This window comes from Massilia sp. Soil_C_3 (assembly GCF_057657035.1).
This window is the reverse complement of the sequence record NZ_JBDGJG010000010.1, coordinates 58,740-83,139: the sequence shown is the minus strand read 5'-3', so window position 1 is coordinate 83,139 and position 24,400 is coordinate 58,740. Positions and strand designations below refer to the sequence as shown.

Genomic DNA, 24,400 nt, shown 5'->3' with positions numbered 1-24,400 from the left:
GGCTGGATTAAATGGTGTCCGTCAGGGGCGCTGGATTACAGCGACGTCTTCAGGGCTGCCAGGAACTGGTCGTTCTCTTCGGGGGTGCTGACCGTGACGCGGATGCAGTTGGCCAGCAATTTATGCATTTTACTCAAATTTTTGATCAAGACCTTCTCGCCATGGAGAATCGCGCAGGCGCGCTCGGCATCGGGCACGCGCAGCGAGATGAAATTGGCGGCCGACGGGAACACTTCCACGCCCGGCAAGGCCGTCAATGCGGCCGCCAGGCGGGTGCGTTCCTCGTTGAGCAGCCCCGCCTGGCGGTCCAGCACATCCAGGTGGTCCAGCGCGAACTCGGCCGCCACTTGCGTGAGCACATTGACGTTGTACGGCGGGCGCACCTTCTCGAACTCTGCCAGCAGCGGCGCCGCAGCCGACATATAGCCGAGGCGGATGCCGGCCAGGCCCAGCTTGGACAGGGTGCGCATCACGACCAGGTTCGGGTATTGCGGCAGGCGCTCCATGAAGCTGACCCGGGCGAACGGTTGATAGGCCTCGTCGACCACCACGATGCCGTGCTCGCCCACGGCCTCGATGATCGCGACCATGTCGCCGGCATCGTACAGGTTGCCGGTCGGGTTGTTCGGATAGGCCAGGAACACCAGCGACGGCTTGTGCTCGGCAATGGCCGCCAGCATGGCGGGCAGGTCGAGCGAGAAGTCGGACTTGATCGGCACGCCGACGAAATCCGCGCCCGCGAACTGGGCCGAGCGCGAGAACATCACGAAGGCGGGCACCGGGGCCATCACCACGGCGCGGCGGCTGCCTGGCTCGCGCTCCTGGCGCGCGATCGTGGTCGCCAGGATCGTGATCAGCTCGTCCGAGCCGTTGCCGAGCAGGACGTCATAGCCTTGCGGGACGCCCAGCTTGCTGCAGATCCGGTCTTTCAGCGTGCGGTAGGACGGCACCGGATAGCGGTTCAGCGCCGCCTCGGCCAGGCGCGCGCCCAGTTCGGCGCGCAACGCGTCCGGCAGCTGGTACGGGTTTTCCATCGAGTCGAGCTTGACGTAGCCGATCGAGTCCGGCACGTGATAGCTGCCCACGGCGCGCACGTCGGCGCGGATGGTGTTCTCGATCAGTTTAGCGATGTCGGTCATGATGTTTCTTCCGTGGTGATAACGGCCTTGGCGGCCTTGCGCAGTTTCTTTGCCTTCGCCCCGGTGACCGGCACCTCGGGCGCGGCCAGCCGTTCGGCGATGATGGCGCAGTAGTCGGGATTCAGTTCGAAACCGGTGTACTGGCGGCCCAGGCGCTTGGCGGCGATGGCGGTGGTGCCGCTGCCCATGAAGGGGTCGAGCACGACGCCGCCCGGCGGGCAGGAAGCCTTGACCATGCGCTCGATGATCTCGAGCGGCTTCTGGGTCGGATGGTCGGCGCGCTCCGGATGCTCGCGGTGCAGGCGCGACACGCTCCATACGTCCTTCGGGTTGTAGCCGACTTCGAGCCATTTGGCGCCGACGAAGATCGAGCGCGAACGCGCCTTCTTGGTCTCGGCGTCATACGGGATGCGCACCGCGTCCAGGTCGAAATAGTAATCCTTGCGGTTGGCGAAGAAGCCGATGGTGTCGTGCACCGACGAGAAGCTGCGCACGCTGCCGCCCATCGACGGCACGCGGCGATCCCAGATGATCTCGTTCATCATCGTCATGCGTTTTTTCAGCATCACGAAGATCTCTGGCGCAAAGCGCCAGGTGAGGAAGATGTACAGGCTGCCGTTGGCTTTCAGCTTGGGGACGACCGCGTCGATCCACTGCTCGGTCCAGGCGAGATAGGCTTCGACGCTTTGCTGGTCCGACGCGTTGCCGTAGTCCTTGCCCAGGTTGTAGGGCGGGTCGGTCAGGATCAGGTCGATGGACCCGTCCGGGATGCGCGCCAGGCCGGCCAGCGCATCCTCGCAGAATACCTGGTTGACCCAGGACGTCATGATGCCTGCGGCGGCACTGGATTCAAACGCAGCTCGGCGCTGCGCGCGTGCGCCTGCAGGCCTTCGCCATAGGCGAGGGTCGCGGCGACCTTGCCCAGCGTCTGGGCGCCCGCTTCGCTGACCTGGATGATCGACGAGCGTTTCTGGAAGTCGTAGACGCCCAGCGGCGACGAGAAGCGCGCCGTGCGCGAGGTCGGCAGCACGTGGTTCGGGCCGCAGCAGTAGTCGCCCAGCGATTCGGACGAGAAACGGCCGAGGAACATGGCGCCGGCATGGCGGATCTTATCGGCCCACTGCATCGGATCGACGGCCGAGATTTCGAGGTGCTCGGCGGCGATCGAACTGGCGATCTCGCAGGCTTCATCCATGTCGCGCACGAGGATCAAGGCGCCGCGGTCGGTCATCGACGTCGTGATGGTGGCCTGACGCGGCATCGTCGGCAGCAGCCTGTGGATGCTTTGCTCCACTTTTGCGATGTAATCGGCGTCGGGGCACAGCAGGATGGCCTGGGCCAGCTCGTCGTGCTCGGCCTGCGAGAACAGGTCCATCGCCACCCAGTCCGGATCGGTGGTGCCGTCGCACAGCACCAGGATCTCGGACGGACCGGCGATCATGTCAATGCCGACCGTGCCGAACACGCGGCGCTTGGCGGCGGCGACATAGGCGTTGCCGGGCCCGACGATCTTGTCGACCGGGTCGATGGTCTCGGTGCCGTAGGCCAGCGCGCCGACGGCTTGCGCGCCGCCGATGGTGATCACGCGCGTCACGCCGGCGATCGCGGCGGCGGCCAAGACCATCTGGTTCTTCACGCCATCAGGGGTCGGCACGACCATGATGATTTCTTTTACGCCAGCGACGTGGGCCGGGATCGCGTTCATCAGCACCGACGACGGGTAGGCCGCCTTGCCGCCCGGGACATAGATGCCGACCCGGTCCAGCGGCGTCACGCGCTGGCCCAGCACCGTGCCATCGGGCTCGGTGAAGGTGAAGCCGGTCGAGGCGTCCTTCTGGCGCTCGTGGAACACGCGCACGCGATCCGCCGCCACCTGCAATGCGGCGCGCTGGGCTTCCGGCAGCGCGGCCAGGGCTTGCTCCAGCTCGGCCTGGCCAATGTCGAATTGCGCCATCGAGGTCGCGCCGCCGTTCGGAATGCGGTCGAACTTGTTCGTATATTCCAGCACAGCCGCATCGCCGCGCGCCTTCACGTCGCGCAGGATATGCGCGACCGCGGTCTCGATGGCGTCATCGGTTTCCGCTTCGAACGCCAGCAGGGCGTCGAGGGTCGTCTTGAAGTCGGGCGCGGTGGAATCGAGCTTGCGGATCTGTACTGCCATGATTGTGCTTCAGCCTTGTTGTTGCGAAGCGCGTTCAAACGCCTCGAGAATCGGTTGCAGGCGCTCGCGCTTGAGCTTGAGCGCGGCCTGGTTTACTACCAGGCGCGAGGAGATGTCCATGATCTTTTCGACTTCGACCAGGTTGTTGGCGCGCAGCGTGCCGCCGGTAGAGACCACGTCGACGATGGCGTCCGACAGGCCGACCAGCGGGGCCAGCTCCATCGAGCCATACAGCTTGATCAGGTCGACGTGCACGCCCTTGCTGGCGAAGTGCTCGCGCGCGGTGTTGACGAACTTGGTCGCCACCCGCAGGCGCGCGCCCTGGCGCACGGCCTTGTCGTAGTCGAAGCCGGCATTGACCGCGACCGACATGCGGCACTGGGCGATGCGCAGGTCGATCGGCTGGTACAGCCCCTCGCCGCCATGCTCGAGCAGCACGTCCTTGCCGGCCACGCCGAAATCGGCGGCGCCATGCTGGACATAGGTCGGCACGTCGGAGGCGCGCACGATCAGCACCCGCACGCCCGGATCGTTGGTCGAGAGGATGAGTTTACGCGAAGTCTCGGGGTTTTCCAGCACCTCGATCCCGGCCGCCGACAGCAGCGGCAGGGTGTCTTCGAAGATGCGGCCCTTGGAGAGCGCCAGGATCAGCTGAGGTTCTCCATTTACGCCATTGAATGTCATTTGCTTGAGTTTATTTAATACGTACGATATCGGCGCCAACCGCAGACAGTTTCACTTCCATCCGGTCGTAGCCGCGATCGAGGTGGTAGATGCGGTCGATCAGGGTCGTGCCTTCGGCCGCCATGCCGGCGATCACCAGCGACGCCGAGGCGCGCAGGTCGGTCGCCATCACCGGCGCGCCGACCAGGCGCGCAACGCCCTTGATGAAGGCGGTATTGCCCTCGGTCGAGATGTGCGCGCCCAGGCGGTTCATCTCCTGCACGTGCATGAAGCGGTTCTCGAAGATCGTCTCGGTGACTTTCGACGGGCCGTCGGCGATCGTGTTCACGGCCATGAACTGGGCCTGCATATCGGTCGGGAAGCCCGGATACTCGGTGGTGCGGAACGAGACCGGACGCGGACGGCCGTCCATCTTCGCGCGGATGGTGTCGCCACCCACGGTCAGCTGCAGGCCGATCTCGCGCAGCTTCTCGAGCGCGACGTCGAAGATGTCGGTGCGGGTATTGGTCAGCACGATGTCGCCGCCGGTGGCCGCCACTGCGCAGAGAAAAGTAGCGGCCTCGATGCGGTCCGAGATCACGGCGTGGGTAGCGCCATGCAGTTCAGCGACGCCCTGGATCACCAGGCGGTCGGTGCCGATGCCCTCGATCTTCGCGCCCATGGCCACCAGCAGGTTGGCCAGGTCGGTCACTTCCGGTTCGCGCGCGGCGTTCTCGAGCACCGTTTCGCCTTCAGCCAGGGTGGCGGCCATCAGCAGGTTCTCGGTGCCGGTCACGGTGATCATGTCGGTGTGGATGCGCGCGCCCTTGAGCTTTTTCGCCTTGGCGTAGATGTAGCCGCCCTCGATCGTGATCTCGGCGCCCATCGCGCGCAGGCCTTTGATGTGCTGGTCGACCGGACGCGAGCCGATCGCGCAGCCGCCCGGCAGCGAGACCTTGGCTTCGCCGAAACGCGCCAGCAGGGGGCCCAGCACCAGGATCGAGGCGCGCATGGTCTTTACCAGCTCGTACGGCGCCTCGAGCGTGTCGATGGCGCTGCCGTTCATGGTGACCTTCTCATCGTCCTGCACGACCTTCAGGCCGGTCTTTTCCAGGAGCTTGAGCATGGTGCGCACGTCGTGCAGGCGCGGCACGTTCGACAAATGCAGGTCGCCGGCGGTCAGGAGGCCCGCGCACAGGATGGGCAGCGCCGCATTCTTGGCGCCAGAGACCGAGATATCACCTTGCAGGCGTTTGCCGCCGACGATCTGGAGCTTGTCCATGCTTATCCTTTGAATTCTTCAGGGGTCAGGGTTTTCATCGACAGCGCGTGGATTTCCTCGCGCATGCGGTCGCCCAGCGCCGCGTACACGATCTGGTGACGCTGGATGGGACGCTTGCCGGCGAAGGCAGGCGATACGATCACGGCCTCGAAGTGATGGCCATCGCCCTTCACGTCGAGGTGGGTGCATTCGAGGCCGGCGCTGATATAGCCGTGGATCAGTTCGGGTGTGGTCGCCACGATAACTCCAGTTAAACTTTGTACTATTAATGGCGCAGATTGTAGCCGCGCTTGAGCAGATTGATCGCCACGCCCGTCAGCACCGCGAAAAACACGGTCACGACGGCCAGGCTGATCCAGGGCGAAACGTCGGACTGGCCGAAGAACCCATAGCGGAACCCGTCAATCATATAAAAGAACGGGTTGAAATGCGAGACGGCCAGCCAGAAAGGCGGCAGTTTTTGGACGGAATAGAACACACCGGCCAGGAAGGTCGCCGGCATGATCAAAAAGTTCTGGAAAGCCGCCAGCTGGTCGAACTTCTCGGCCCAGATGCCGGCGATCGTGCCCATGGTGCCGAGGATGGCCGCGCCCAGCAGGGCGAACACCACGATCCACACCGGCGCCACGAACTCCAGGTGGGCGAACCAGGCGGTGACGATGAACACGCCGGCGCCGACCACGAGGCCGCGCAATACCGAGGCCAGCACGTAGGCGGACAGGATTTCGGCGTGCGACAGCGGCGGCAGCAGGATGAAGACGAGGTTGCCGCTGATCTTGGACTGGATCAGCGACGAGGACGAATTGGCGAAGGCGTTCTGCAGCACGCTCATCATCACCAGGCCGGGAATCAGGAACGAGGTGTAGGCGACGCCGTCGAGCATCTCGACCCGGCCGTCGAGCACGTGGCCGAAGATCAGCAGGTAGAGCATGGCGGTGACCACCGGGGCGGCCACGGTCTGGGTCGCGACCTTCCAGAAGCGCAGCGACTCCTTGTAGAACAGGGTACGGAAACCGATCGAGAACATTACTTACCTTCCTCCATGATCTGGATGAAGATATCCTCGAGATCGGCCTGCTCCAGCTGCATCTCGTCGATGACGGCGCCGTTCTCGCGCAGCCGCGCCAGGATCGGCTCGACCTCGCTGTAGTCATTCACGCGCAGCGTGTACTTGTTGCCCCCGCCGTTGCCGCTCGTATGCTCATCGTGCGACACCAGGTGGCGCAGGCCCTCGGGCAAATCCCCCGACTTCAGGTGCACCACCAGCTGCGAGCCCGACACGCGGCGCAGCAGCGCGCTCATGGTGTCCAGCGCCACCACATTGCCGCGCCGGAGCATGGCCACGCGCTGGCACATGGCTTGCGCTTCTTCGAGGTAGTGCGTAGTGAGGACCACGGTGTGGCCGCCTTCGCGGTTCAGGCGCGCGATGAACTTCCACAAGGTCTGGCGCAGCTCGACGTCGACGCCGGCGGTCGGCTCGTCGAGCACGATCACGGGCGGACGGTGCACCAGGGCTTGCGCCACCAGCACGCGCCGCTTCATGCCGCCCGACAGCGCGCGCATGTTCACGTCGGCCTTGTCGGTCAGGTCCAGGTTGTGCATCACCTCGTCGATCCAGGCGTCGTTGTTGCGGATGCCGAAGTAGCCCGACTGCAGGCGCAAGGTTTCGCGCACCGTGAAGAAGGGATCGAACACCAGCTCCTGCGGCACCACGCCCAGGCGCTTCCTCGCTTCGCGAAAGTCCGAGACGACGTCGTGGCCGTGGATGCGCACGTGGCCGGCATCGGGCCGGATCAGGCCCGCGATCGTGGAAATCAGGGTGGTCTTGCCGGCGCCATTCGGGCCCAGGAGGCCAAAGAATTCGCCTTCCTCGATGTCCAAGGAGACGCCCTTCAGGGCCTTGAAGCCTTTGTAGCTCTTCTCGACGCTGTCAATCTGGATTGCTGTCATGCTTGTTGGATGGCGCGGCGCGCGCAAAATGGGATGAGACCCGACGCGCACCGTGGGAACCGTGCGGTGAAACGGTCCATTATAGGTGAAATCGCCACGTCAAGCGGCCAGAGGGGGGATTTGCGCGGGGTGCGCAGGTAGTAGGCAAAAAGGCAGGCAAAAAAACAATCGGCGGCCAGTGGCCGCCGATGTCGTCAGGCTTGCGGCAGCAGCGTGTCGACCCCGTACAGGGCCGCCAGCTTTTGCACATTGTCCGGCACGTTCACGAAGGTGAGCCGGTGGCCGGCATCCAGCGCGCGGCGCTGCCAGGCCAGCAGCAGGGCCACGCCGGACGAATCGGCCGCCTGCACGCCGCCGAGATCGAACACGGTCTCGCCGGCGCGGATCGCCGCCTCGCCCTGCTCCAGCGCCTGGTGGGCGGTCAGGAAGGTCAGGGCGTCGATCGACAGCATCGGATTGGATTCAGCCATGTTGACGGATCACTTCGCCGGCGCGGCCAGCGGCTTGGAGGCCAGCTGGGCGTTGCGGTCAGCCAGGCGCTTGATCAGGCCATCGACGCCGTTCTTGCTGATCTCGCTGTTGAAGGTGCTGGTGTAGGTCTGGACCAGCCAGGCGCCCAGCACGTTCACGTCATAGATCTTCCAGCTGCCTTTTTCATTGCTCAGGCGGTAGTTCAGGGTAATCGGTTCGCCGCGGGCGACGTTCACCTGCGAACGCACTTCGACGTCGGTGTCGGTCGGCGCGCCGCGCATCGGCTTGAACTCGACGGTCTCGTTCTTGATGGTCGACAGCGCGCCGGCGTAGGTGTACACCAGCAGGTCACGGAACTCCTTGGTCAGCTTCTGCTTCTGTTCCGGGGTGGCCGTGCGCCAGTGGCGGCCGGCCGCCTGCTGGGTCATCTTCTCGGCGTCGACGTAGGGCAGGATTTTTTCGTTGACCAGGCCCATGATCTTGCTGCGGTTGCCGGACTGGATGTCCTTGTCGGCCTTGACGCTGTCGATCACTTCATTGCTGATGCGCTTGACGAGCGCGTCCGGCGCCTCGGCGGCGGCCACCGGGGCGGCGACCAGGACGGTGGAGAACGCCACGGTGGCGGCGGCGGCGACCAGGTGCATGAATGGCTTCATAGGTTTCCTTTCGGTTGGCGGCGGCGACAGCCGCACGCACGGTTGATCTTGTTGTTACTGCTCGTCGGCGCTCTGGCGCGGCACGTCGCCGTCGTACACCTGGCTCTGGCGGCGCTGCAGATAGCCGTCGCGCAGAAACTCGTAACGGTCAAGGGCGGCGTCTTCGAGCAGGCCGGACGCGTCGAGCAGGCTGGCGCGGGTATCGATCACGCGGATGCCGGCGCCGATATTGCGCCAGTTGGCTGGCTCCTTGTACTTCCAGATGTCACCGCCGATATCGGCCGGCAAGGCCGCGGTATCACGTACGGTAGATGGGCCCAGCAGTGGCAAAATCAAGTAGGGGCCGCTTGGCACGCCCCATTTGCCCAGGGTCTGGCCGAAATCTTCGTCGCTCTTCTGCATGCCCGCTTCGGAAGCGATGTCGAGCAGGCCGAAGATGCCGAAGGTCGAGTTCAGCGCGACGCGGCCGAAATCGGTGCCGGCCTGCTCGGGTTTACCCTGCAGCAGGTTGTTGACCGAGCTCCAGGCATCCGACAGATTGCCGAAGAAATTGCCGACGCCGGTCTGGGCAAAGCCCGGCACGACGTTCTTGTAGCCGGTGGCCACCGGTTTCAGGACGGTGCGGTCGACCGCATCGTTGAAGGTGAACATGGCGCGGTTATAGCCTTCCAGCGGATCCTGGGGATTATTCGCGGTGGAAGCACATCCGGTCAGGACCAGGATGGCGGCTGCGGCGGCGCCGAGGCGCAAGTGCGAGAGCGTGACGGCGTAGTTCATTCACTACCTTCCTTTCCTTCTGCAGCCTTGCTGTAGATAAATTGATTAATCAAGTCTTCCAGGACCGTCGCCGACTGGGTGCGATTGATGCGATCGCCCTCCGCCAGGTTTTGTTCATCGCCACCGGCTTCGATGCCGATGTATTGTTCACCCAACAAGCCGGCAGTCAAAATCTTCAGCGAGCTGTCTTTAGGGAATTTATATTCAGACTCCATATCGAGGCGCACCGATGCCTGGAAGCTCTTGTCGTCGAAGGTGATCTCACCCACGCGACCGACCACCACGCCGGCGCTCTTGACGGGCGCCTGCGGCTTGAGCCCGCCGATATTGTCGAAGCGGCCCGTAATTGAATACGTCTGGCCGAACGACAGAGACCTCATGTTTCCTGCCTGGAAAGCCAGGAACAGCAGCGCGGCCAAGCCCAGCAGGACGAACAGGCCGACCCAGACGTCGATAGTTTTGCGATGCATTTTGAATACCCTACAGTAACCGTTTTAACCGTTTATCAAACTTATTTATTGAACATCAGGGCCGTCATGACGAAATTCAGCCCCCAGACCAGCAGCGATGCAATCACGACCGTGCGCGTCGTTGCGCGCGACACGTCTTCTGGCGTCGGCTGGGCCTGGTAGCCCTGGAACAGGGCGGTAAAGGTCACTGCGATGCCAAATATAAAGCTTTTGATGACGCCGTTCAGTACGTCAGCTCGCACATCGACGCCGGCCTGCATCTGCGCCCAGAACGAACCCTCATCCACGCCGATCAGTTTCACGCCGACGATGTAGCCACCGAGCACGCCCACCGCCGAAAACACGGTGGCCAGGACCGGCATGGCGATCACGCCTGCCCAGAAGCGCGGCGCCAGCACGCGCTGCACCGGGTTGATGGCCATCATTTCCATGGCCGACAGCTGTTCACCGGCCTTCATGAGGCCAATCTGGGCGGTCAGCGAGGTGCCGGCGCGGCCGGCAAACAGCAGCGCGGTCACGACCGGGCCCAGTTCGCGCACCAGCGCCAGCGCCACCACCTGGCCCAGCATCTGCTCGGCGCCATACTGGTTCAGCGTGTAATAACCCTGCAGGCCCAGCACCATGCCGACGAACAGGCCGGACACGGCGATGATCACGAGCGAGTAGTTGCCAATAAAATGGATCTGCTCGGAAATCAGCCCGGGGCGGCGGAAAGCGCCCGGCGATACCTTCAAGACACTAAAGAAAGAGCGCACTGCAAAGCCGAGGCCGGCGAAGCCTTCGCGCACGGTGCAGCCGACCAGGCCGAGGACGCGGGCGATCATTTGCGCACTCCCAGGCCCAGGTCGTCGGCCAGCGACTTGCCGGGATAGTGGAACGGCACCGGACCGTCCGGGGCGGCATTGACGAATTGTTTCACGTAGGGGTCTTCCGAAACGCGCAGGTCGTCCGGCGTGCCCTCGGCCACGATCTTGCCGGCAGACATGAAGTACACGTAGTCGGCGATCGCGAAGCACTCGTGCACGTCGTGCGAGACGAGGATCGAAGTCGAGCCCAGCGCGTCGTTCAGGTTGCGGATCAGGTTGGCGGTCACGCCCATCGAGATCGGATCGAGGCCGGCGAACGGCTCGTCGTACATGATCAGTTCAGGGTCCAGCGCCACCGCGCGCGCCACGGCCACGCGGCGCGCCATGCCGCCCGAGATCTCGGCCGGTTTCAGGCGGTGTGCGTTGCGCAGGCCGACGGCGTTGAGCTTCATCAGGACCAGGTCGCGGATGAGCTCTTCGGGCAGGTCGGTGTGTTCGCGCAGCGGGAAGGCGACGTTGTCGAATACCGACAGGTCGGTAAACAGCGCGCCGAACTGGAACAACATGCCCATGCGGCGGCGCAGGCGGTACAGGCCTTCGGTATCGAGCTGGTGCACGACCTCGCCGCCGATGCGGACTTCGCCGCGCTGGGGACGGATCTGGCCGCCGATCAGGCGCAGCACCGTGGTCTTGCCGCAACCCGACCCGCCCATGACGGCAATGAGCTTGCCGCGTGGGAAGTCCATACGGAGATTCGATAGGATGGAACGCTCACCGTAAGCAAAATGCAGATCGCGGATTTCGACTAGGTTCGACACAGCATAATTAATGTTTGGGGAATCCGGTATTGTAGTGCAGAAAGCTATTTACCTGCTTGGGGGACCCGATTTTACCCCCAGGCGGCGACGTACTATTACAACACTAATAACTAATGAGTCAGCTAATTCCGCTCATAAGCCATTGTTTTTGTTGGTATATGTATGTTTCACAATATTGGTATTATTGAATTGTATCAATAAGCTGCATCCAAAAATGGCCGAAGGAGGCGGTTTAAGCTCCTCCTAATTACTGGCCCGGTAAGTCACGTTTTTTGCGCCGCACCATAATCTGGGGCCGATGTGACGAAATAGCAAGTGACAGAATATGCAATACTCTGTCGCTATTTTGTCAACGCAAGGTCCTCTCGGATCAGGCGCCGAAATGGCGCTCCATCTCGGCCCAGGCGCGCGCGCGTCCCTCGGCCGCCCGCTCCGCGCCCAGCGCCAGTCCTTCGGCCGAAAACACCGTCACGTCCTTCAGGCCGATCATGGCCAGGATGGCGCGCAGGTAGGGTTCGAGGAAGTCCGGCTGGCGCGCCCGCTCGCCGCTGCGGATGCCCCCGCTGGCCAGCGCCAGGTAGACCGGGCGGTCGGACAGGTTGCCCACCTTCCCTTCAGGCGTCGGGCGCATGGTGCGGTTGATGCGCACCACGTGGTCGATCCAGGATTTCAGGGTCGAGGGCACGGTGAGGTTGTGCATCGGGGTGCCGATCACCACGATGTCGGCGCGCACCAGTTCCTCGATCAGGCCGTCGGAGCGCAGCTGCGCGCCGTCGATGCCCGGCTCGTTGGCGGCGCTCGACAGGGCCAGCGCATAGCCGGCGTCGATGTGGGGCAGCGCCGGTTCGTCATCCGCGCCCTCCACGCCGGCCAGTTCGCGCACCGTGACCGAGGCCCCGGGATGGCGCGCGAGCAGCCGTTCGACGACGTGGTTGGACAGTTCGCGGCTGGCGGCTTGCGCGCCACGTGGGCTGGCGCTGATATGCAGGATGTTCATGCGGTCTCCAGAGAAGGTTGAAAACGTCAGGCGAAGTCCAGGCGCAGGCCGCACATCGCAAGGATGATGGTGGTGGCCAGCAGCGCGGCGAACACGATGCCGCCCGCCAGCACGCGGTCGGCGCTGGCGCGCGGCGCGTGGTGCGCCAGCATCACGATGCGCAGGCCGCAGAAGGCATGCGCCACCACGAAGAATACCGCGCCCAGGTAATACGGCAGCAGGCGGATGTTCCACGGGTCGAGCAGCATGCCGACCGGGGCGCCGACCGCAAAACCCCAGTCGGTGTCGATCCCGAAGTGCACGCGCGCCAGGTACAGCACCGCGTTCACGTGGCTGATCACGGCCCACACCAGAAATACGCCGCCGGCCACCTGAAGGATGCGCGCCGCATCCATCGGCCGCGCGCTCCAGCGCCAGGCCAGGCGCAGGCCGGTCAGGATCATGAAGGCGAACACGCCGATCAGGAGCGGCTCGATCACGGGGGAGCGGTACACGACGCGCAGCAACTTCATCACCGCCATGTGGGCTTCCGGCCCGACCAGGCCGACCAGGTGGTTACTGAAGTGGAAGGCCAGGAACAGGAGGGCCAGCACGGCGCCGACGCCGTGGGCCTTGCGCCAGCTGCCGCTGGCCCCACCCGCGTCGGACGCCGCCCGGCGCCGCGGCGTACGGTCTGCGGTCGCGATGCGCAGCGCCAGCGCGGCCCACACCAGCAGCAGGAATCCGATGTCCCAGCCTGGGTGACCAAGCAGCAGCGCCGCCACTCCGGTGAGCGTGAACAGCGGCGGCACCGCCACCGCCAGCAGCGCCGTGCGGCGCGCCGCCAGTTCGGCCGCGCTGGGTTCGAGGATGCGGCCCAGGCGCAGCGCGACGCCGAAGGCGATCGCCGGCATCGCCAGCGCCGCCGCCAGGGCCAGGCCGGCGCCGATCCGGGCCGCGGGGCCGGCGCCGCGCTCGACCTCCTTCGCCGCGGCATGGTACAGGGCCAGCAGCCAGGGATAGACGCTGGCTGCCAGCGGCGCCGCGAACCAGTGCGCCTGCAGGGTGGTTGAGGTCGGGATGGCGCCGCGACGGGGCAGGTCGATGCCGGTCATCGTGCTCTCCTTCAGGGAACGATCACGTGGTCGGGACGCGCCAGGGCAAAGGCGGCGTCGCGGTCCGGGGCCGGCGGATAGATCCACTCGGTGTTGATGGCGCGCTTGAGCGCCTTGCCTTCCTCGCGCGTCAGCTTCACCTGGCGATCCCAGCCCTCCGTATACAAGGCGCCCCACGGGCCCAGATCCAGGCAGGTCACGTATTTCGGCTGGCTGTAAGCGTGCAGCGGCAATCCCACCAGTTCGGCCACCGCGTTGTAGCCGGCCACCCGGCCCAGGCTGAGCGCATGCTGGCACGACATCGCGGCCACATTGCCTTCGTCATCGGTGGCGGCGCGCGCCACGTCGCCGGTGACGTAGATGCCGTCCGCGCCCGGCGCCCGCAGATAGGGATCGGCGTGGACGCGGCCGAAGCGGTCGACCTCTCCGCCCAGTTGCTCGGCCAGCGGGTTGGCGCGCATGCCGGCGGTCCAGATTACGGTGGCGGCGGGGAAGCTGCGGCCGTCCGAGGTGACCACGCCGCCGGCGCCGATCGCGGCCACGCCGGCCGAAGTGATGGTTTCGACACCGACTTCGCGCAGCGCTTCCTCGATCACCGGACGCGGGCCGGCGCCCAGTTCCGGGCCGACCACCGGCGCGTGTTCCAGCATCAGCACCCGCACCCTGGCGTCCTGGCCCAGGATGGCGCGCAGACGCTCCGGCATCTCGGTCGCGGTCTCGATGCCGGTGAAGCCGGCGCCGACCACCACCACCGTGTCGCGCGCCTCGCTTTGCGGCTGGCCGGCCAGGCCTTGCAGGTGCCGTTCGAGCCTTTCGGCCTGTTGCAGCTGGTCGACGTTGAAGCCATACTCGGCCAGGCCCGGCACGTTCGGCGTGACCACCTGGCTGCCGGTGGCCAGCACGAAGCGGTCGTAGGTCAAGGTGGTGTGGCTGCCGTCGTTGAGCGTCACCGCGACCTGGCGCGCCTGGGCATCGATTTTCTCGATGCGGCCGGCCACGTGGCGCACGCCGACGGCGGTGAACAGCGGGCCCAGTTCGGGCGCCATATTGTCCAGCGAGGCCTCGTACAGGCGCGGACGGATGTGCAGCTCGGCGACTGGCGATACCACGGTGACGGCCAGCTCGTCCGACTTGCCGGCCACGTGGGCGGCGCGGGCGGCGGCGATGGCGGCCCACAGGCCGGCGAAGCCGTTGCCGGCGATGATGACGTTCTGGATCATGGTGGTCTCCTTGGAGGTGGGTTGTCGATGCATGGATTCTGGGGGTAGACTGGACTGATGTATTGAACCAGTCCTCTCACAAACGATTGATCCACTTCCCATGACAGAGGCACCCACCACACGATCGGGCCGCCGCGCGCTGGCGCTCGGCGCACCGGCGCCCGGAGAGACGCTGCAGCGCTGGCTGTACCGCAGCCTGCGCCAGGCGATTCTCGATGGCCGTCTCGGGGAAGGCGCCCTGCTGCCCGGCACGCGCGCGCTGGCGCAGCAATACGCGATGGCGCGCGGCACCGTGCAGCTGGCCTATGACCAGCTGCTGTCCGAGGGCTATCTGCAGGCGCTGCGCGGCAGCGGCACCCGGGTCAGCCGCGTGCTGCCGGACGCCAGCCTGCAGGCCGGCCCGGCCCCGGTGCGCGTGCTGGAAGAACCGAACCGCTTGCAGCCCGGCGGCCCCTGGCTGCGCAACATCGGCGACCAGGCCCCCGCCTTTCCACTGCGTCCCGGCAGCGGCCTGCCGCCCGCCTTCCATCCACACCGCTGCGACGTGCGCGGCTTTCCCATCGACCTGTGGCGGCGCCTGCACGGACGCCACCTGCGCGCGTCGAAACTGGCGATCCTGTCCGAGAACGAGGCCGCCGGCCTGGCGCCGCTGCGTGCCGCGATCGCGCGCCACCTGGACCTGGCGCGCGGGGTGGCGGTCTCGCCCGACCAGATCGTGATCCTGGGCAGCGTGCAGCAGGCGCTCGACATCTGCCTGCGGCTGCTGGTGGCGCCGGGCGACGCCGTATGGATGGAAGATCCCGGCTATCCCGGCGCGCGCCAGGCCATGCATGCGCACGGCGCGCGGGTGGTCGACGTCGCGCTCGACGAGGACGGCATGCGGGTGCACGAGGCTTTGGCGGCGGCGCCGGAGGCGCGCCTGGCCTATGTGACGCCGGCGCGCCAGGCGCCGCTGGGCATGGCGCTGTCGCCGGAACGCCGGCTGGCGCTGCTGCACTGGGCGCGCGAGCGCGGCGCCATCGTGTTCGAGGACGACTACGACAGCGAATACCGCTTCGCCGCCAAGCCCGTCCCGGCGCTGCGCAGCATGGAAGGGGCGGAGTCGCACGTGGTCCTGGCCGGCACCTTCAGCAAGCTGCTGTTCCCGGCGATCCGGCTGGCCTTCGTCGCCCTGCCCTGGCAACTGGTCGACCCGTTCACCCGCGCCGCCTCGCTGGCCGCGCGCAATGCCAATGCCCTCTCGCAGGCGGTGCTGGCCGATTTCATCGACGATGGCCACTTCGACCGCCACGTGCGGCGCATGCGGCGCGTGTACGCCGGCCGCGCCGCGGCCTTCGAAGCAGCGGCGCACGCGCATTGGCAGGGATTGATCGCGGTGCCGCCGGTCACGGCGGGGCTGGACGTGGTGACGCGGCTGCTGGCGCATGAGGAGCGCGACGCCTGGCAGCGCCTGAACGCGGCCGGCCTCACGGCGTTTCCACTGGAGCGCTATTGCGCGCAGGCGCGGCTGGCGCCGTCGCTGGTGATGGGCTTTGCCGCCTTCGATGAGGCACAGATCGATGCGGGAGCGAAAGCGGTGGCGGCCGCATTGCGCGGCCGCACTTAGGTTGTATCGAGCGCTTAGCGCGGCAGGCTCGAGACGCCCATCAGGAACTCGTCGACGGAGCGCGCGCACTGGCGGCCTTCGCGGATCGCCCACACCACCAGCGACTGGCCACGGCGCATGTCGCCGGCCGCGAACAGCTTCGGGTTCGAGGTCTGGTAGGCGCCTTCGCCTTCGGTGCTGGCGCGCGCGTTGCCGCGCGGGTCCTTCTGCACGCCGAAGGCGTCCAGCACCTGCTGCACCGGCGAGACGAAGCCCATCGCCAGGAACACCAGGTCGGCCTTGAGTTCGAATTCGCTGTCCGGCACTTCCGCCATCTTGCCGTCCTTCCACTCGACGCGGCAGGCGATCAGCTTCTCGACCTTGCCGCCCTTGCCTTCCAGGCGCTTGGTCGCCACCGCCCAGTCGCGCTCGCAGCCTTCCTCGTGCGACGACGAGGTGCGCAGGCGGGTCGGCCAGTATGGCCAGACCAGCGGCTTGTTTTCCTGTTCCGGCGGCTGCGGCATCAGTTCGAACTGGGTGACGGAGGCGGCGCCGTGGCGGTTCGAGGTGCCGACGCAGTCCGAACCGGTGTCGCCGCCGCCGATCACCACCACGTGCTTAGCCGTCGCCTTGATCTGGTCCTTCAGCTTGTCGCCGGCATTGACCCGGTTCTGCTGCGGCAGGAAGTCCATCGCGTAGTGCACGCCTTTCAGCTGGCGGCCCGGCACCGGCAGGTCGCGCGGCTGCTCGGCGCCGCCGGCCAGGATCACGGCGTCGAAGTCTTTTTCCAGGTCTTCCGGGAAGATGGTCTCGCGCGCCATATTGCTAACGGTGGCCGGGAAGTCCTTGCCGATCAGGACACTGGTGCGGAAGATCACGCCTTCGGCCTGCATCTGTTCCACCCGGCGGTCGATCAGGCCCTTCTCCATCTTGAAGTCGGGGATCCCGTAGCGCAGCAGGCCGCCGATACGGTCGCTCTTTTCGAACACCGTCACGTCGTGGCCGGCGCGCGCCAGCTGCTGGGCCGCGGCCAGGCCGGCAGGACCGGAGCCGACGATGGCGACCTTCTTGCCGGTCTTGACGCTCGGCGGTTGCGGCACCACCCAGCCGTGCTCCCAGCCGGTGTCGATGATCTTGCGCTCGATCGACTTGATGCCGACCGGGTCATTGTTGATGCCCAGGGTACAGGCCGATTCGCACGGCGCCGGGCAGATGCGGCCGGTGAACTCGGGGAAGTTATTGGTGGAGTGGAGATTGTCCAGCGCATGGCGGTAGTTGCCATGGAAGACCAGGTCGTTCCAGTCCGGGATCATATTATTGACCGGGCAGCCCGTATTACAGAACGGGATGCCGCAATCCATGCAGCGCGCGCCCTGCACCTTGGCCTGGCCATCGGTCAGGGTGACGACGAATTCCTTGTAGTTCTTGAGACGGACAGGCGGGTCGAGGTATTGCTCTTCCTGCCGTGCGAATTCCATGAAGCCGGTGATTTTGCCCACGTTGTTTTCCTTTTAATGATTCCGCTGCCGCGATCAGCACCACACGTCATCCCCGCGAAGGCGGGGACCTAAGTTTTCTCTCGTAGTCGATACACACGCAAACTTGGGTCCCCGCCTGCGCGGGGACGACGTTGGATAGTTTGGCTGTTACGCCGCCAGTTCGATCTTGTCGTTCGCTTCTTCCATGCTCGAGTTGTGCATCTCCTCGAGGGCGCGCTTGTAGTCGGTCGGGAACACCTTGACGAACTTGCCGCGGCTATTGGCCCAGTCATCCAGCAGGTTGCGCGCGCGCGTGCTGCCGGTGTGCTTGAAGTGACGCTCGATCAGGCGGCGCAGGATGACTTCGTCGCATTCGCGCTCGCCATTGCGGGTCTGGCTGTGCCAGGCCGCCGGGTCGCACTGCTCCTTGGCCGACAGCACCGGTTCCAGGTTGACCATCGTGGTATTGCAGCGGCCCGCGAACTCGCCTTTCGGATCGTAGACGAAGGCCACGCCGCCCGACATGCCGGCCGCGAAGTTGCGGCCGGTCTCGCCCAGCACCACGACGGTCCCGCCGGTCATGTATTCGCAACCGTGGTCGCCGCAGCCCTCGACCACCGCGATGGCGCCCGAGTTACGCACCGCGAAGCGCTCGCCGGCCACGCCGTTGAAGAAGGCTTCGCCCGAGATCGCGCCATACATCACGGTATTGCCGACGATGATGTTGTCCACTGCCCAGCCGCGGAACTCGGTGTTCGGACGCACGATGATGCGGCCGCCCGACAGGCCCTTGCCGACGTAGTCGTTGCCTTCGCCGACCAGGTCGATCGTGATGCCGCCGGCCAGGAAGGCCGCCGCCGACTGGCCCGCGGTGCCCTGCAGCTGGATGTGGATGGTGTCGTCCGGCAGGCCGGCATGGCCATAGCGCTTGGCGACTTCGCCCGACAGCATGGCGCCGACGGTGCGGTTCAGGTTCTTCACCGGCGAGATGAACGAGACGCGCTCGCCCTTCTCCAGCGCGGCTTTCGCTTGCGCGATCAGCTTGTGGTCCAGTGCTTTATCGAGGCCGTGGTCCTGCTCGCCCGTGTGATAGAGCGAGGTGCGGCAGTCGACCGGCGGCTGGTAGAAGATGTTCGAGAAGTCCAGGCCCTGCGCCTTCCAGTGCCCGATCGCCTTCGATTTGTCGAGCAGGTCGGCGCGGCCGATCAACTCGTCGTAGCTGCGGATGCCCAGCTGGGCCATGATCTGGCGCGCTTCCTCGGCGACGAAGAAGAAGTAGTTCACGACGTGCTCGGGTTTGCCCTGGAACTTGGCGCGCAATACCGGATCCTGCGTGGCCACGCCCACCGGGCAGGTATTCAGGTGGCATTTGCGCATCATGATGCAACCCTCGACCACCAGCGGCGCGGTAGCAAAACCCACTTCGTCGGCGCCCAGCATGGCGGCGATGACGACGTCGCGGCCGGTGCGCATCTGGCCATCCGCCTGCACGCGGATGCGGCTGCGCAGGCCATTGAGCACCAGCGTCTGCTGGGTCTCGGCCAGGCCGAGCTCCCACGGCGTGCCGGCGTGCTTGACCGAGGACAGCGGCGAAGCGCCGGTGCCGCCATCATGGCCCGCCACCACGACGTGGTCGGCCTTGGCCTTCGAGACGCCGGCGGCCACGGTGCCGATGCCGACTTCCGAGACCAGCTTGACCGAGATCGAGGCACGCGGGTTGGCGTTTTTCAGGTCGTGGATCAGCTGGGCCAGATCTTCGATCGAATAGATGTCGTGGTGCGGCGGCGGCGAGATCAGGCCGACACCCGGCACCGAAAAGCGCAGCGATGCGATGTACTCGGACACCTTATGGCCCGGCAGCTGGCCGCCCTCGCCCGGCTTGGCGCCCTGCGCCATCTTGATCTGGATTTGATCGGCAGCGTTCAGGTATTCGGCCGTGACGCCGAAGCGGCCCGACGCCACCTGCTTGATCTTCGAGCGCAGCGAATCGCCGTCTTCCAGCGGGATGTCGACCATCACGCGGTCGGCGCCCAGGCGCGAGGCCAGGGTCTCGCCCTTCTTGATGGCGATGCCCTTGAATTCGTTCATGTAGCGCGCCGGATCCTCGCCGCCTTCGCCGGTATTGCTCTTGCCGCCGATGCGGTTCATCGCGATCGCCAGCGTGGCGTGGGCTTCGGTGCTGATCGAGCCGAGCGACATCGCGCCGGTGGCGAAGCGCTTGACGATGTCTTTCGCCGGTTCGACTTCCTCGATCGGGATCGCCTTGTCGCGGTCGATCCTGAACTCGAACAGGCCGCGCAGGGTCAGGTGACGGCGCGTCTGGTCGTTGATCAGCTGGGCGTACTCTTTATAGGTCGAGAAGTTGTTGGAACGGGTCGAGTGCTGAAGCTTGGCGATCGCGTCCGGCGTCCACAGGTGGTCCTCGCCGCGCACGCGGAAGGCGTATTCGCCGCCGACGTCGAGCGCATTGGCCAGCACCGGGTCGTTGCCGAAGGCCAGGGCGTGCAGGCGCAGCGCTTCCTCGGCCACTTCGAACAGGCCAATGCCTTCCACGTTCGATGAGGTGCCCTTGAAGTACTTGTCGACCAGCGACTTGTTCAGGCCCACGGCCTCGAAGATCTGGGCGCCGCAATAGGACATATAGGTGGAGATGCCCATCTTCGACATCACCTTGAGCAGACCCTTGCCGATCGCCTTGATGTAGTTGTAGCTCGCGGTCTCCGCCGACATCTCGTGCGGCAGGCTGTGTGCCAGTTCGGCCAGGGTTTCCAGCGCCAGGTAGGGGTGGACCGCTTCGGCGCCGTAGCCCGCCAGCAGGGCAAAGTGATGAGTCTCGCGCGCCGAGCCGGTCTCGATCACCAGGCCAGTGGAGGCGCGCAGGCCTTTCGCCACCAGGTGCTGGTGGACGCTGGAGGTGGCCAGCAGCGCGGGGATGGCAACCAGGTCGGGCGACAGGCGGCGATCCGACACGATCAGGATGTTGTGGCCCGACTTGACGGCGTCGACTGCCTCAGCGCACAGCGAGGCGAGCGAGGCTTCGATGCCTTCCTTGCCCCAGGCGACCGGATAGCAGATGTTCAGCTCATAGGCCTTGAACTTGCTGCCGGTGTGCTGGCCGATGGCGCGCAGGCGCGCCATATCGTCGAAGCCGAGGATCGGCTGCGCCACTTCGAGGCGCATCGGCGGGTTGACGTTATTGGTGTCGAGGATGTTCGGCTTGGGGCCGATGAAGGACACCAGCGACATCACCATGCTTTCGCGGATCGGGTCGATCGGCGGGTTGGTCACTTGCGCGAACAGCTGCTTGAAGTAGTTATACAGCGGTTTCAGCTTGTTCGAGGTGACGGCCAGCGGCGAATCGTTGCCCATCGAACCGGTGGCTTCCTCGCCCAGCACGGCCATCGGCGCCATCAGGAATTTCAGGTCTTCTTGCGTGTAGCCGAAGGCTTGCTGGCGGTCGAGCAGGGTCAGGGCCTGCTTTTCGCCTTGCGCATCCTTCGCGCGGCCGATGGCCAGCTGCGATTCGGACAGCTTGACTTCATTGAGCTTGATGCGCACCGACTTGATCCAGGCCTTGTAGGGCTTGGCGTTGGCGAAGCTGTCCTTGAGTTCCTTGTCGTCGATGATGCGGCCGGCTTCGAGGTCGATCAGGAACATCTTGCCCGGCTGGAGGCGCCACTTCTTGACGATGCGCGACTCGGGGATCGGCAGCACGCCCGACTCGGAGGCCATCACGACCAGGTCGTCCTCGGTGATGACGTAGCGCGCCGGACGCAGGCCGTTGCGGTCCAGGGTGCCGCCGATGTGGCGGCCGTCGGTGAAGGCCATGGCGGCCGGGCCGTCCCATGGTTCCATCATCGCCGCGTGGTATTCGTAGAAGGCGCGGCGGTTGTCGTCCATCGCGGTATGGTTTTCCCAGGCTTCCGGGATCATCATCATCATCGCCTGGGCCACCGGGTAGCCGGCCATCACCAGCAGTTCGAGCGCATTGTCGAAGCAGGCGGTGTCGGACTGGCCTTCGTAAATCAGCGGAAACAGCTTGTTCAGGTCTTCGCCCAGCACGGCCGACTTGAGCATGCCTTCGCGCGCGCGGGTCCAGTTGAAGTTGCCCTTGACGGTATTGATCTCGCCGTTGTGGGCGATCATGCGATACGGGTGGGCCAGCGGCCACTCGGGGAAGGTGTTGGTCGAGAAGCGCTGGTGGACCAGGGACAGGGCCGAGATGCAGCGCGGGTCTTGCAGGTCCTTGTAGTAGACGCCGACCTGGTCGGCCAGCAGCAGGCCTTTATAGACGATGGTGCGCGCCGACATCGAAGGCACGAAGAACTCCTTGCCGTGCAGGAGCTTGAGGGCCTGGATCGCGTGGCCGGACGATTTGCGGATGACGTAGAGCTTACGTTCCAGCGCATCGGTGACCATGATGTCCGGGCCGCGGCCGATGAAGATCTGGCGGATGACGGGTTCCTTGGCGCGGACAAAAGGTGACATCGGCATGGTCTCGTCGACCGGCACATTGCGCCAGCCCAGCACGACCTGGCCTTCGATGCGCACGGCGCGCTCGATTTCCTGTTCGCAGGCGATGCGCGAAGCGTGCTCTTTCGGCAGGAACACCATGCCGACGCCGTATTCGCCGGGCGGCGGCAGTTCGACGCCCTGCTTGGCCATCTCGTCGCGGAAGTACTGGTCCGGGATCTGGATCAGGATACCCGCCCCGTCACCCATCAGCGCATCGGCGCCCACCGCGCCCCGGTGGTCGAGGTTTTTCAGGATCTGCAGACCCTGTTCAATAATCGAATGACTCTTGTTGCCCTTGATATGGGCGATGAAACCGACCCCGCAGGCATCGTGTTCATTGGCTGGGTCATACAAACCTTGGGCAATCATGAGGCATTCTCCACAACTTTTCGGGGGTCGAACGTCGAGAATAGTGCACTGCAAAATGCCCCGTCAACCAGAATAATTAGGGTCAGAGTCGAATTGTTTGACAACTTTTTGTCTTGGCGATTAATTGGGGACAGAGTCAATTGGATCTGGTCGATATCTCTTGGCTGGACCTTAAGTCCTTGATGTTGTGGGATTTTTTGGCAAAAAAACGGCACGAATAACCGTGCCGCTGTGTCAGCAATTGTGCGATTCAGGCTGCTGAAAGCGGCGGAAGTGGTGGATTGAAGGGGCGTCCGCGCTTGGCCGGCAAGATCTGCCGTTGCGTTTTACGTTCGAGCTCGGTCTTGAAGGTGAGCGAGCCGAGGGGCTGGTTCTTGAGGATGGCGATCGTGATGAAATCGACCTCTTCCGTGCTGAGGCCTTGCCGAACCATGTCGATATAGGCCGCCTCGCGCTGGAACGGCGTGTTGCCCAGTGCCCAGAACAGCGGATGGTCGGCGACCAGGGTGTCGGTGCGGATGCCGGCGTGGTGGGCGTAGCTGGACCAGGGATAGTTCTCCGGCGCCACCGTGAGCTGTGCGCGCACCGGATTGAGCTCGATGTAGCGGCTGCAGGTCATGAAATAGCGGTCCGAATCGATCAGCGAGGTGCGAAAACGCCCTTCGAACAGGCCGCCGCTGCGCTCGTACTTGTGATTGAACCAGGGAACGTAGAGCCGGCCCACCTTTTGCATCATCAGCGCCAGGCCGGTGGCGTCGCTGGGCGTGGCCAGCAGATGCAGGTGGTTCGGCATCAGGACGTAGGAGTGGATCGCCACGTCGTAGAACTTGGCGCCTTCCTTGAGCCACACCAGGAAGCGCTGGTAGTCGGCATCCTCGCGAAAGATCACCTGACGGTTATTGCCGCGCTGGATGACGTGGTGCGGTTGCTCGGGGACGATGAGTCGTGGTTGGCGTGCCATGGCGTCTGCTCAAATGTTGAGCAGGCGATTCTACAATAGAAATCGACTCTGTCCCTAATTAATCGCAAGCCGCGGCAAAACTATGCTGACTCTGTCCCCATTTATTGGACAAACAAGTCCGGAGCAATAAAAGCCAAGCAATTTTGCGCAAATCTGAGTAAAAATGGCAAGATCATCAAAGAAATTGGCCAATAATTCTACTCTGACCCTAATTGTCTGAGTGGCTATTGGCCAACAATTCTACACTGACCCTAATTATGAGAGGGTGAAGCCGGCGGAGAGGCTATAGCCTTCGCCGTAGGCGCTGCGCAGGGGGAGGTCCTGGCCGAGGCCGGAACGGGCTTTCTTGCGCAGGCGGTAGACCAGCATGTCGACCCGGCGGCTGGCGTCCGGGTCTTCGCCGCCCATCCCGGCCACGATCACGTGGCGCGGCACCGGGCGGGTGTTGATCGTCAACAGGTGCAGGAAATTGCACTCTTTTTCGGTCAGGTCAATCACCTTGCCCATCAGCTCGAGCTGGCGCGCGCTCACGCGCAGGGTCCACTTGCTCGGGGTCGGGGCCGGATCGGGTGGACGCACGCGGCGGTCCAAGGCTTCGATGTGGGCCGCCAGTTCGGGGAACTTGATCGGCTTGGTCAAATAATGGTCGGCGCCCAGGCGCAGACCCAGGATGCGGTGGTCGAACGCCACCCGGCCCGTCAGCACCAGCAGGCCGATCTCGGGATACAGCTGGCGCATGCGCGGAATCACATTGAAACCGTCCTCGTCCGGCAAGCCAAGGTCGAGCACGACCACCGCGGCCGGGGTGCGCGTCAGCGCCGCCCACATTTCGCTGGCGGTCCTGGCGATCGTCACGTCGTGGTCGAGCTCCTTCAGGAACTCGGCCATGTCGTCGGCGTATTCGCCATTGTCTTCAACAATCAGTATCTGCGTCATGCCTTGGCCATATTATTCTTTAACCCGATGATGATACCAATGGTAGCGTTAT

22 protein-coding genes are annotated in these 24,400 nt (G+C 64.8%); 1 reads left to right on the top strand and 21 read right to left on the bottom strand.

Annotated elements, in window-relative coordinates:
• Positions 1–35: 35 nt before the first annotated feature.
• From hisC to AC3A6F_RS20735, 17 genes are all read right to left on the bottom strand, one after another.
• Complete coding sequence (hisC, locus tag AC3A6F_RS20815) at positions 36–1,139, bottom strand: histidinol-phosphate transaminase (protein ID WP_487684379.1); 1,104 nt, start codon at positions 1,137–1,139, stop codon at positions 36–38.
• A complete protein-coding gene (locus AC3A6F_RS20810; protein ID WP_487684377.1) occupies positions 1,136–1,966 on the bottom strand; it encodes a DNA-methyltransferase in 831 nt (276 codons plus the stop codon). The genes hisC and AC3A6F_RS20810 overlap by 4 nt, the downstream gene beginning before the upstream one ends.
• Positions 1,963–3,300 carry a histidinol dehydrogenase gene (gene hisD / locus AC3A6F_RS20805; RefSeq protein ID WP_487684374.1) on the bottom strand — a complete coding sequence of 446 codons (1,338 nt, stop codon included), beginning with the start codon at positions 3,298–3,300 and terminating at the stop codon, positions 1,963–1,965. Before hisD ends, AC3A6F_RS20810 begins: the two co-directional genes overlap by 4 nt.
• 9 nt (positions 3,301–3,309) lie before the next feature.
• On the bottom strand, positions 3,310–3,984 hold the full coding sequence (hisG, locus tag AC3A6F_RS20800) for an ATP phosphoribosyltransferase (protein WP_147933571.1): 675 nt from the start codon (positions 3,982–3,984) through the stop codon (positions 3,310–3,312).
• 10 nt (positions 3,985–3,994) lie between these two features.
• The gene (gene murA, locus AC3A6F_RS20795) at positions 3,995–5,245 is read right to left on the bottom strand and encodes a UDP-N-acetylglucosamine 1-carboxyvinyltransferase (protein ID WP_487684370.1); all 1,251 of its coding nucleotides are present in this window, start codon (positions 5,243–5,245) and stop codon (positions 3,995–3,997) included.
• A 2-nt stretch (positions 5,246–5,247) separates the two neighbouring features.
• Entirely contained in the window at positions 5,248–5,484 is a 237-nt protein-coding gene (locus AC3A6F_RS20790) for a BolA family protein (protein WP_109345839.1), read from the bottom strand.
• Positions 5,485–5,510: 26 nt separating this feature from the next.
• A complete protein-coding gene (locus AC3A6F_RS20785; RefSeq protein WP_109345838.1) occupies positions 5,511–6,272 on the bottom strand; it encodes an ABC transporter permease in 762 nt (253 codons plus the stop codon).
• The gene (locus AC3A6F_RS20780; RefSeq protein WP_487684366.1) at positions 6,272–7,195 is read right to left on the bottom strand and encodes an ABC transporter ATP-binding protein; all 924 of its coding nucleotides are present in this window, start codon (positions 7,193–7,195) and stop codon (positions 6,272–6,274) included. The genes AC3A6F_RS20785 and AC3A6F_RS20780 overlap by 1 nt, the downstream gene beginning before the upstream one ends.
• Before the next feature lie 194 nt (positions 7,196–7,389).
• Complete coding sequence (locus tag AC3A6F_RS20775) at positions 7,390–7,665, bottom strand: STAS domain-containing protein (RefSeq protein ID WP_123070211.1); 276 nt, start codon at positions 7,663–7,665, stop codon at positions 7,390–7,392.
• A 9-nt stretch (positions 7,666–7,674) separates the two neighbouring features.
• Entirely contained in the window at positions 7,675–8,322 is a 648-nt protein-coding gene (locus AC3A6F_RS20770; protein WP_123070210.1) for an MlaC/ttg2D family ABC transporter substrate-binding protein, read from the bottom strand.
• Positions 8,323–8,376: 54 nt separating this feature from the next.
• Positions 8,377–9,099 carry an MlaA family lipoprotein gene (locus AC3A6F_RS20765; protein WP_320474573.1) on the bottom strand — a complete coding sequence of 241 codons (723 nt, stop codon included), beginning with the start codon at positions 9,097–9,099 and terminating at the stop codon, positions 8,377–8,379.
• A complete protein-coding gene (mlaD, locus tag AC3A6F_RS20760) occupies positions 9,096–9,569 on the bottom strand; it encodes an outer membrane lipid asymmetry maintenance protein MlaD (RefSeq protein ID WP_005664375.1) in 474 nt (157 codons plus the stop codon). The genes AC3A6F_RS20765 and mlaD overlap by 4 nt, the downstream gene beginning before the upstream one ends.
• Positions 9,570–9,610: 41 nt before the next feature.
• Positions 9,611–10,393 carry a lipid asymmetry maintenance ABC transporter permease subunit MlaE gene (mlaE, locus tag AC3A6F_RS20755; protein ID WP_123070207.1) on the bottom strand — a complete coding sequence of 261 codons (783 nt, stop codon included), beginning with the start codon at positions 10,391–10,393 and terminating at the stop codon, positions 9,611–9,613.
• Positions 10,390–11,193: an ABC transporter ATP-binding protein gene (locus AC3A6F_RS20750; protein ID WP_320474574.1), complete on the bottom strand. Its 804-nt coding sequence runs from the start codon at positions 11,191–11,193 to the stop codon at positions 10,390–10,392. The genes mlaE and AC3A6F_RS20750 overlap by 4 nt, the downstream gene beginning before the upstream one ends.
• A gap of 370 nt (positions 11,194–11,563) precedes the next feature.
• Positions 11,564–12,190 (bottom strand): FMN-dependent NADH-azoreductase, encoded by a 627-nt coding sequence (locus AC3A6F_RS20745; RefSeq protein ID WP_487684360.1) that lies wholly within the window; start codon positions 12,188–12,190, stop codon positions 11,564–11,566.
• Positions 12,191–12,216: 26 nt separating this feature from the next.
• Positions 12,217–13,284, bottom strand: coding sequence for a hypothetical protein (locus AC3A6F_RS20740; RefSeq protein WP_487684357.1), 1,068 nt, complete (start codon positions 13,282–13,284; stop codon positions 12,217–12,219).
• 11 nt (positions 13,285–13,295) lie between these two features.
• Entirely contained in the window at positions 13,296–14,504 is a 1,209-nt protein-coding gene (locus tag AC3A6F_RS20735) for an NAD(P)/FAD-dependent oxidoreductase (RefSeq protein ID WP_487684354.1), read from the bottom strand.
• A 100-nt stretch (positions 14,505–14,604) separates the two neighbouring features.
• On the opposite strand from AC3A6F_RS20735, the gene pdxR reads away from it, so the two are divergent.
• Positions 14,605–16,110 (top strand): MocR-like pyridoxine biosynthesis transcription factor PdxR, encoded by a 1,506-nt coding sequence (gene pdxR, locus AC3A6F_RS20730; protein ID WP_487684351.1) that lies wholly within the window; start codon positions 14,605–14,607, stop codon positions 16,108–16,110.
• Positions 16,111–16,124: 14 nt separating this feature from the next.
• Here pdxR and AC3A6F_RS20725 read toward each other — a convergent pair whose 3' ends face one another.
• The 4 genes from AC3A6F_RS20725 to AC3A6F_RS20710 all read right to left on the bottom strand — a co-directional run bounded on the left by AC3A6F_RS20725 (position 16,125) and on the right by AC3A6F_RS20710 (position 24,348).
• Positions 16,125–17,588 carry a glutamate synthase subunit beta gene (locus AC3A6F_RS20725; protein WP_487684348.1) on the bottom strand — a complete coding sequence of 488 codons (1,464 nt, stop codon included), beginning with the start codon at positions 17,586–17,588 and terminating at the stop codon, positions 16,125–16,127.
• A 147-nt stretch (positions 17,589–17,735) separates the two neighbouring features.
• The gene (locus tag AC3A6F_RS20720) at positions 17,736–22,451 is read right to left on the bottom strand and encodes a glutamate synthase-related protein (protein WP_487684345.1); all 4,716 of its coding nucleotides are present in this window, start codon (positions 22,449–22,451) and stop codon (positions 17,736–17,738) included.
• 250 nt (positions 22,452–22,701) lie between these two features.
• Complete coding sequence (locus tag AC3A6F_RS20715) at positions 22,702–23,412, bottom strand: transposase (RefSeq protein ID WP_487684342.1); 711 nt, start codon at positions 23,410–23,412, stop codon at positions 22,702–22,704.
• Positions 23,413–23,667: 255 nt separating this feature from the next.
• On the bottom strand, positions 23,668–24,348 hold the full coding sequence (locus AC3A6F_RS20710) for a response regulator transcription factor (RefSeq protein WP_123071179.1): 681 nt from the start codon (positions 24,346–24,348) through the stop codon (positions 23,668–23,670).
• Positions 24,349–24,400 lie beyond the last annotated feature (52 nt).

Coding starts and splice junctions, on each gene's coding strand:
- AC3A6F_RS20710 (WP_123071179.1), bottom strand. CDS start 24,348: ATGACGCAGATACTGATTGTTGAAGACAATGGCGAATACGCCGACGAC.
- AC3A6F_RS20745 (WP_487684360.1), bottom strand. CDS start 12,190: ATGAACATCCTGCATATCAGCGCCAGCCCACGTGGCGCGCAAGCCGCC.
- hisC (WP_487684379.1), bottom strand. CDS start 1,139: ATGACCGACATCGCTAAACTGATCGAGAACACCATCCGCGCCGACGTG.
- pdxR (WP_487684351.1), top strand. CDS start 14,605: ATGACAGAGGCACCCACCACACGATCGGGCCGCCGCGCGCTGGCGCTC.
- mlaD (WP_005664375.1), bottom strand. CDS start 9,569: ATGCATCGCAAAACTATCGACGTCTGGGTCGGCCTGTTCGTCCTGCTG.
- AC3A6F_RS20770 (WP_123070210.1), bottom strand. CDS start 8,322: ATGAAGCCATTCATGCACCTGGTCGCCGCCGCCGCCACCGTGGCGTTC.
- hisG (WP_147933571.1), bottom strand. CDS start 3,984: ATGACATTCAATGGCGTAAATGGAGAACCTCAGCTGATCCTGGCGCTC.
- AC3A6F_RS20740 (WP_487684357.1), bottom strand. CDS start 13,284: ATGACCGGCATCGACCTGCCCCGTCGCGGCGCCATCCCGACCTCAACC.
- AC3A6F_RS20785 (WP_109345838.1), bottom strand. CDS start 6,272: ATGTTCTCGATCGGTTTCCGTACCCTGTTCTACAAGGAGTCGCTGCGC.
- AC3A6F_RS20735 (WP_487684354.1), bottom strand. CDS start 14,504: ATGATCCAGAACGTCATCATCGCCGGCAACGGCTTCGCCGGCCTGTGG.
- AC3A6F_RS20780 (WP_487684366.1), bottom strand. CDS start 7,195: ATGACAGCAATCCAGATTGACAGCGTCGAGAAGAGCTACAAAGGCTTC.
- mlaE (WP_123070207.1), bottom strand. CDS start 10,393: ATGATCGCCCGCGTCCTCGGCCTGGTCGGCTGCACCGTGCGCGAAGGC.
- murA (WP_487684370.1), bottom strand. CDS start 5,245: ATGGACAAGCTCCAGATCGTCGGCGGCAAACGCCTGCAAGGTGATATC.
- AC3A6F_RS20765 (WP_320474573.1), bottom strand. CDS start 9,099: ATGAACTACGCCGTCACGCTCTCGCACTTGCGCCTCGGCGCCGCCGCA.
- AC3A6F_RS20810 (WP_487684377.1), bottom strand. CDS start 1,966: ATGACGTCCTGGGTCAACCAGGTATTCTGCGAGGATGCGCTGGCCGGC.
- AC3A6F_RS20715 (WP_487684342.1), bottom strand. CDS start 23,412: ATGGCACGCCAACCACGACTCATCGTCCCCGAGCAACCGCACCACGTC.
- hisD (WP_487684374.1), bottom strand. CDS start 3,300: ATGGCAGTACAGATCCGCAAGCTCGATTCCACCGCGCCCGACTTCAAG.
- AC3A6F_RS20775 (WP_123070211.1), bottom strand. CDS start 7,665: ATGGCTGAATCCAATCCGATGCTGTCGATCGACGCCCTGACCTTCCTG.
- AC3A6F_RS20720 (WP_487684345.1), bottom strand. CDS start 22,451: ATGATTGCCCAAGGTTTGTATGACCCAGCCAATGAACACGATGCCTGC.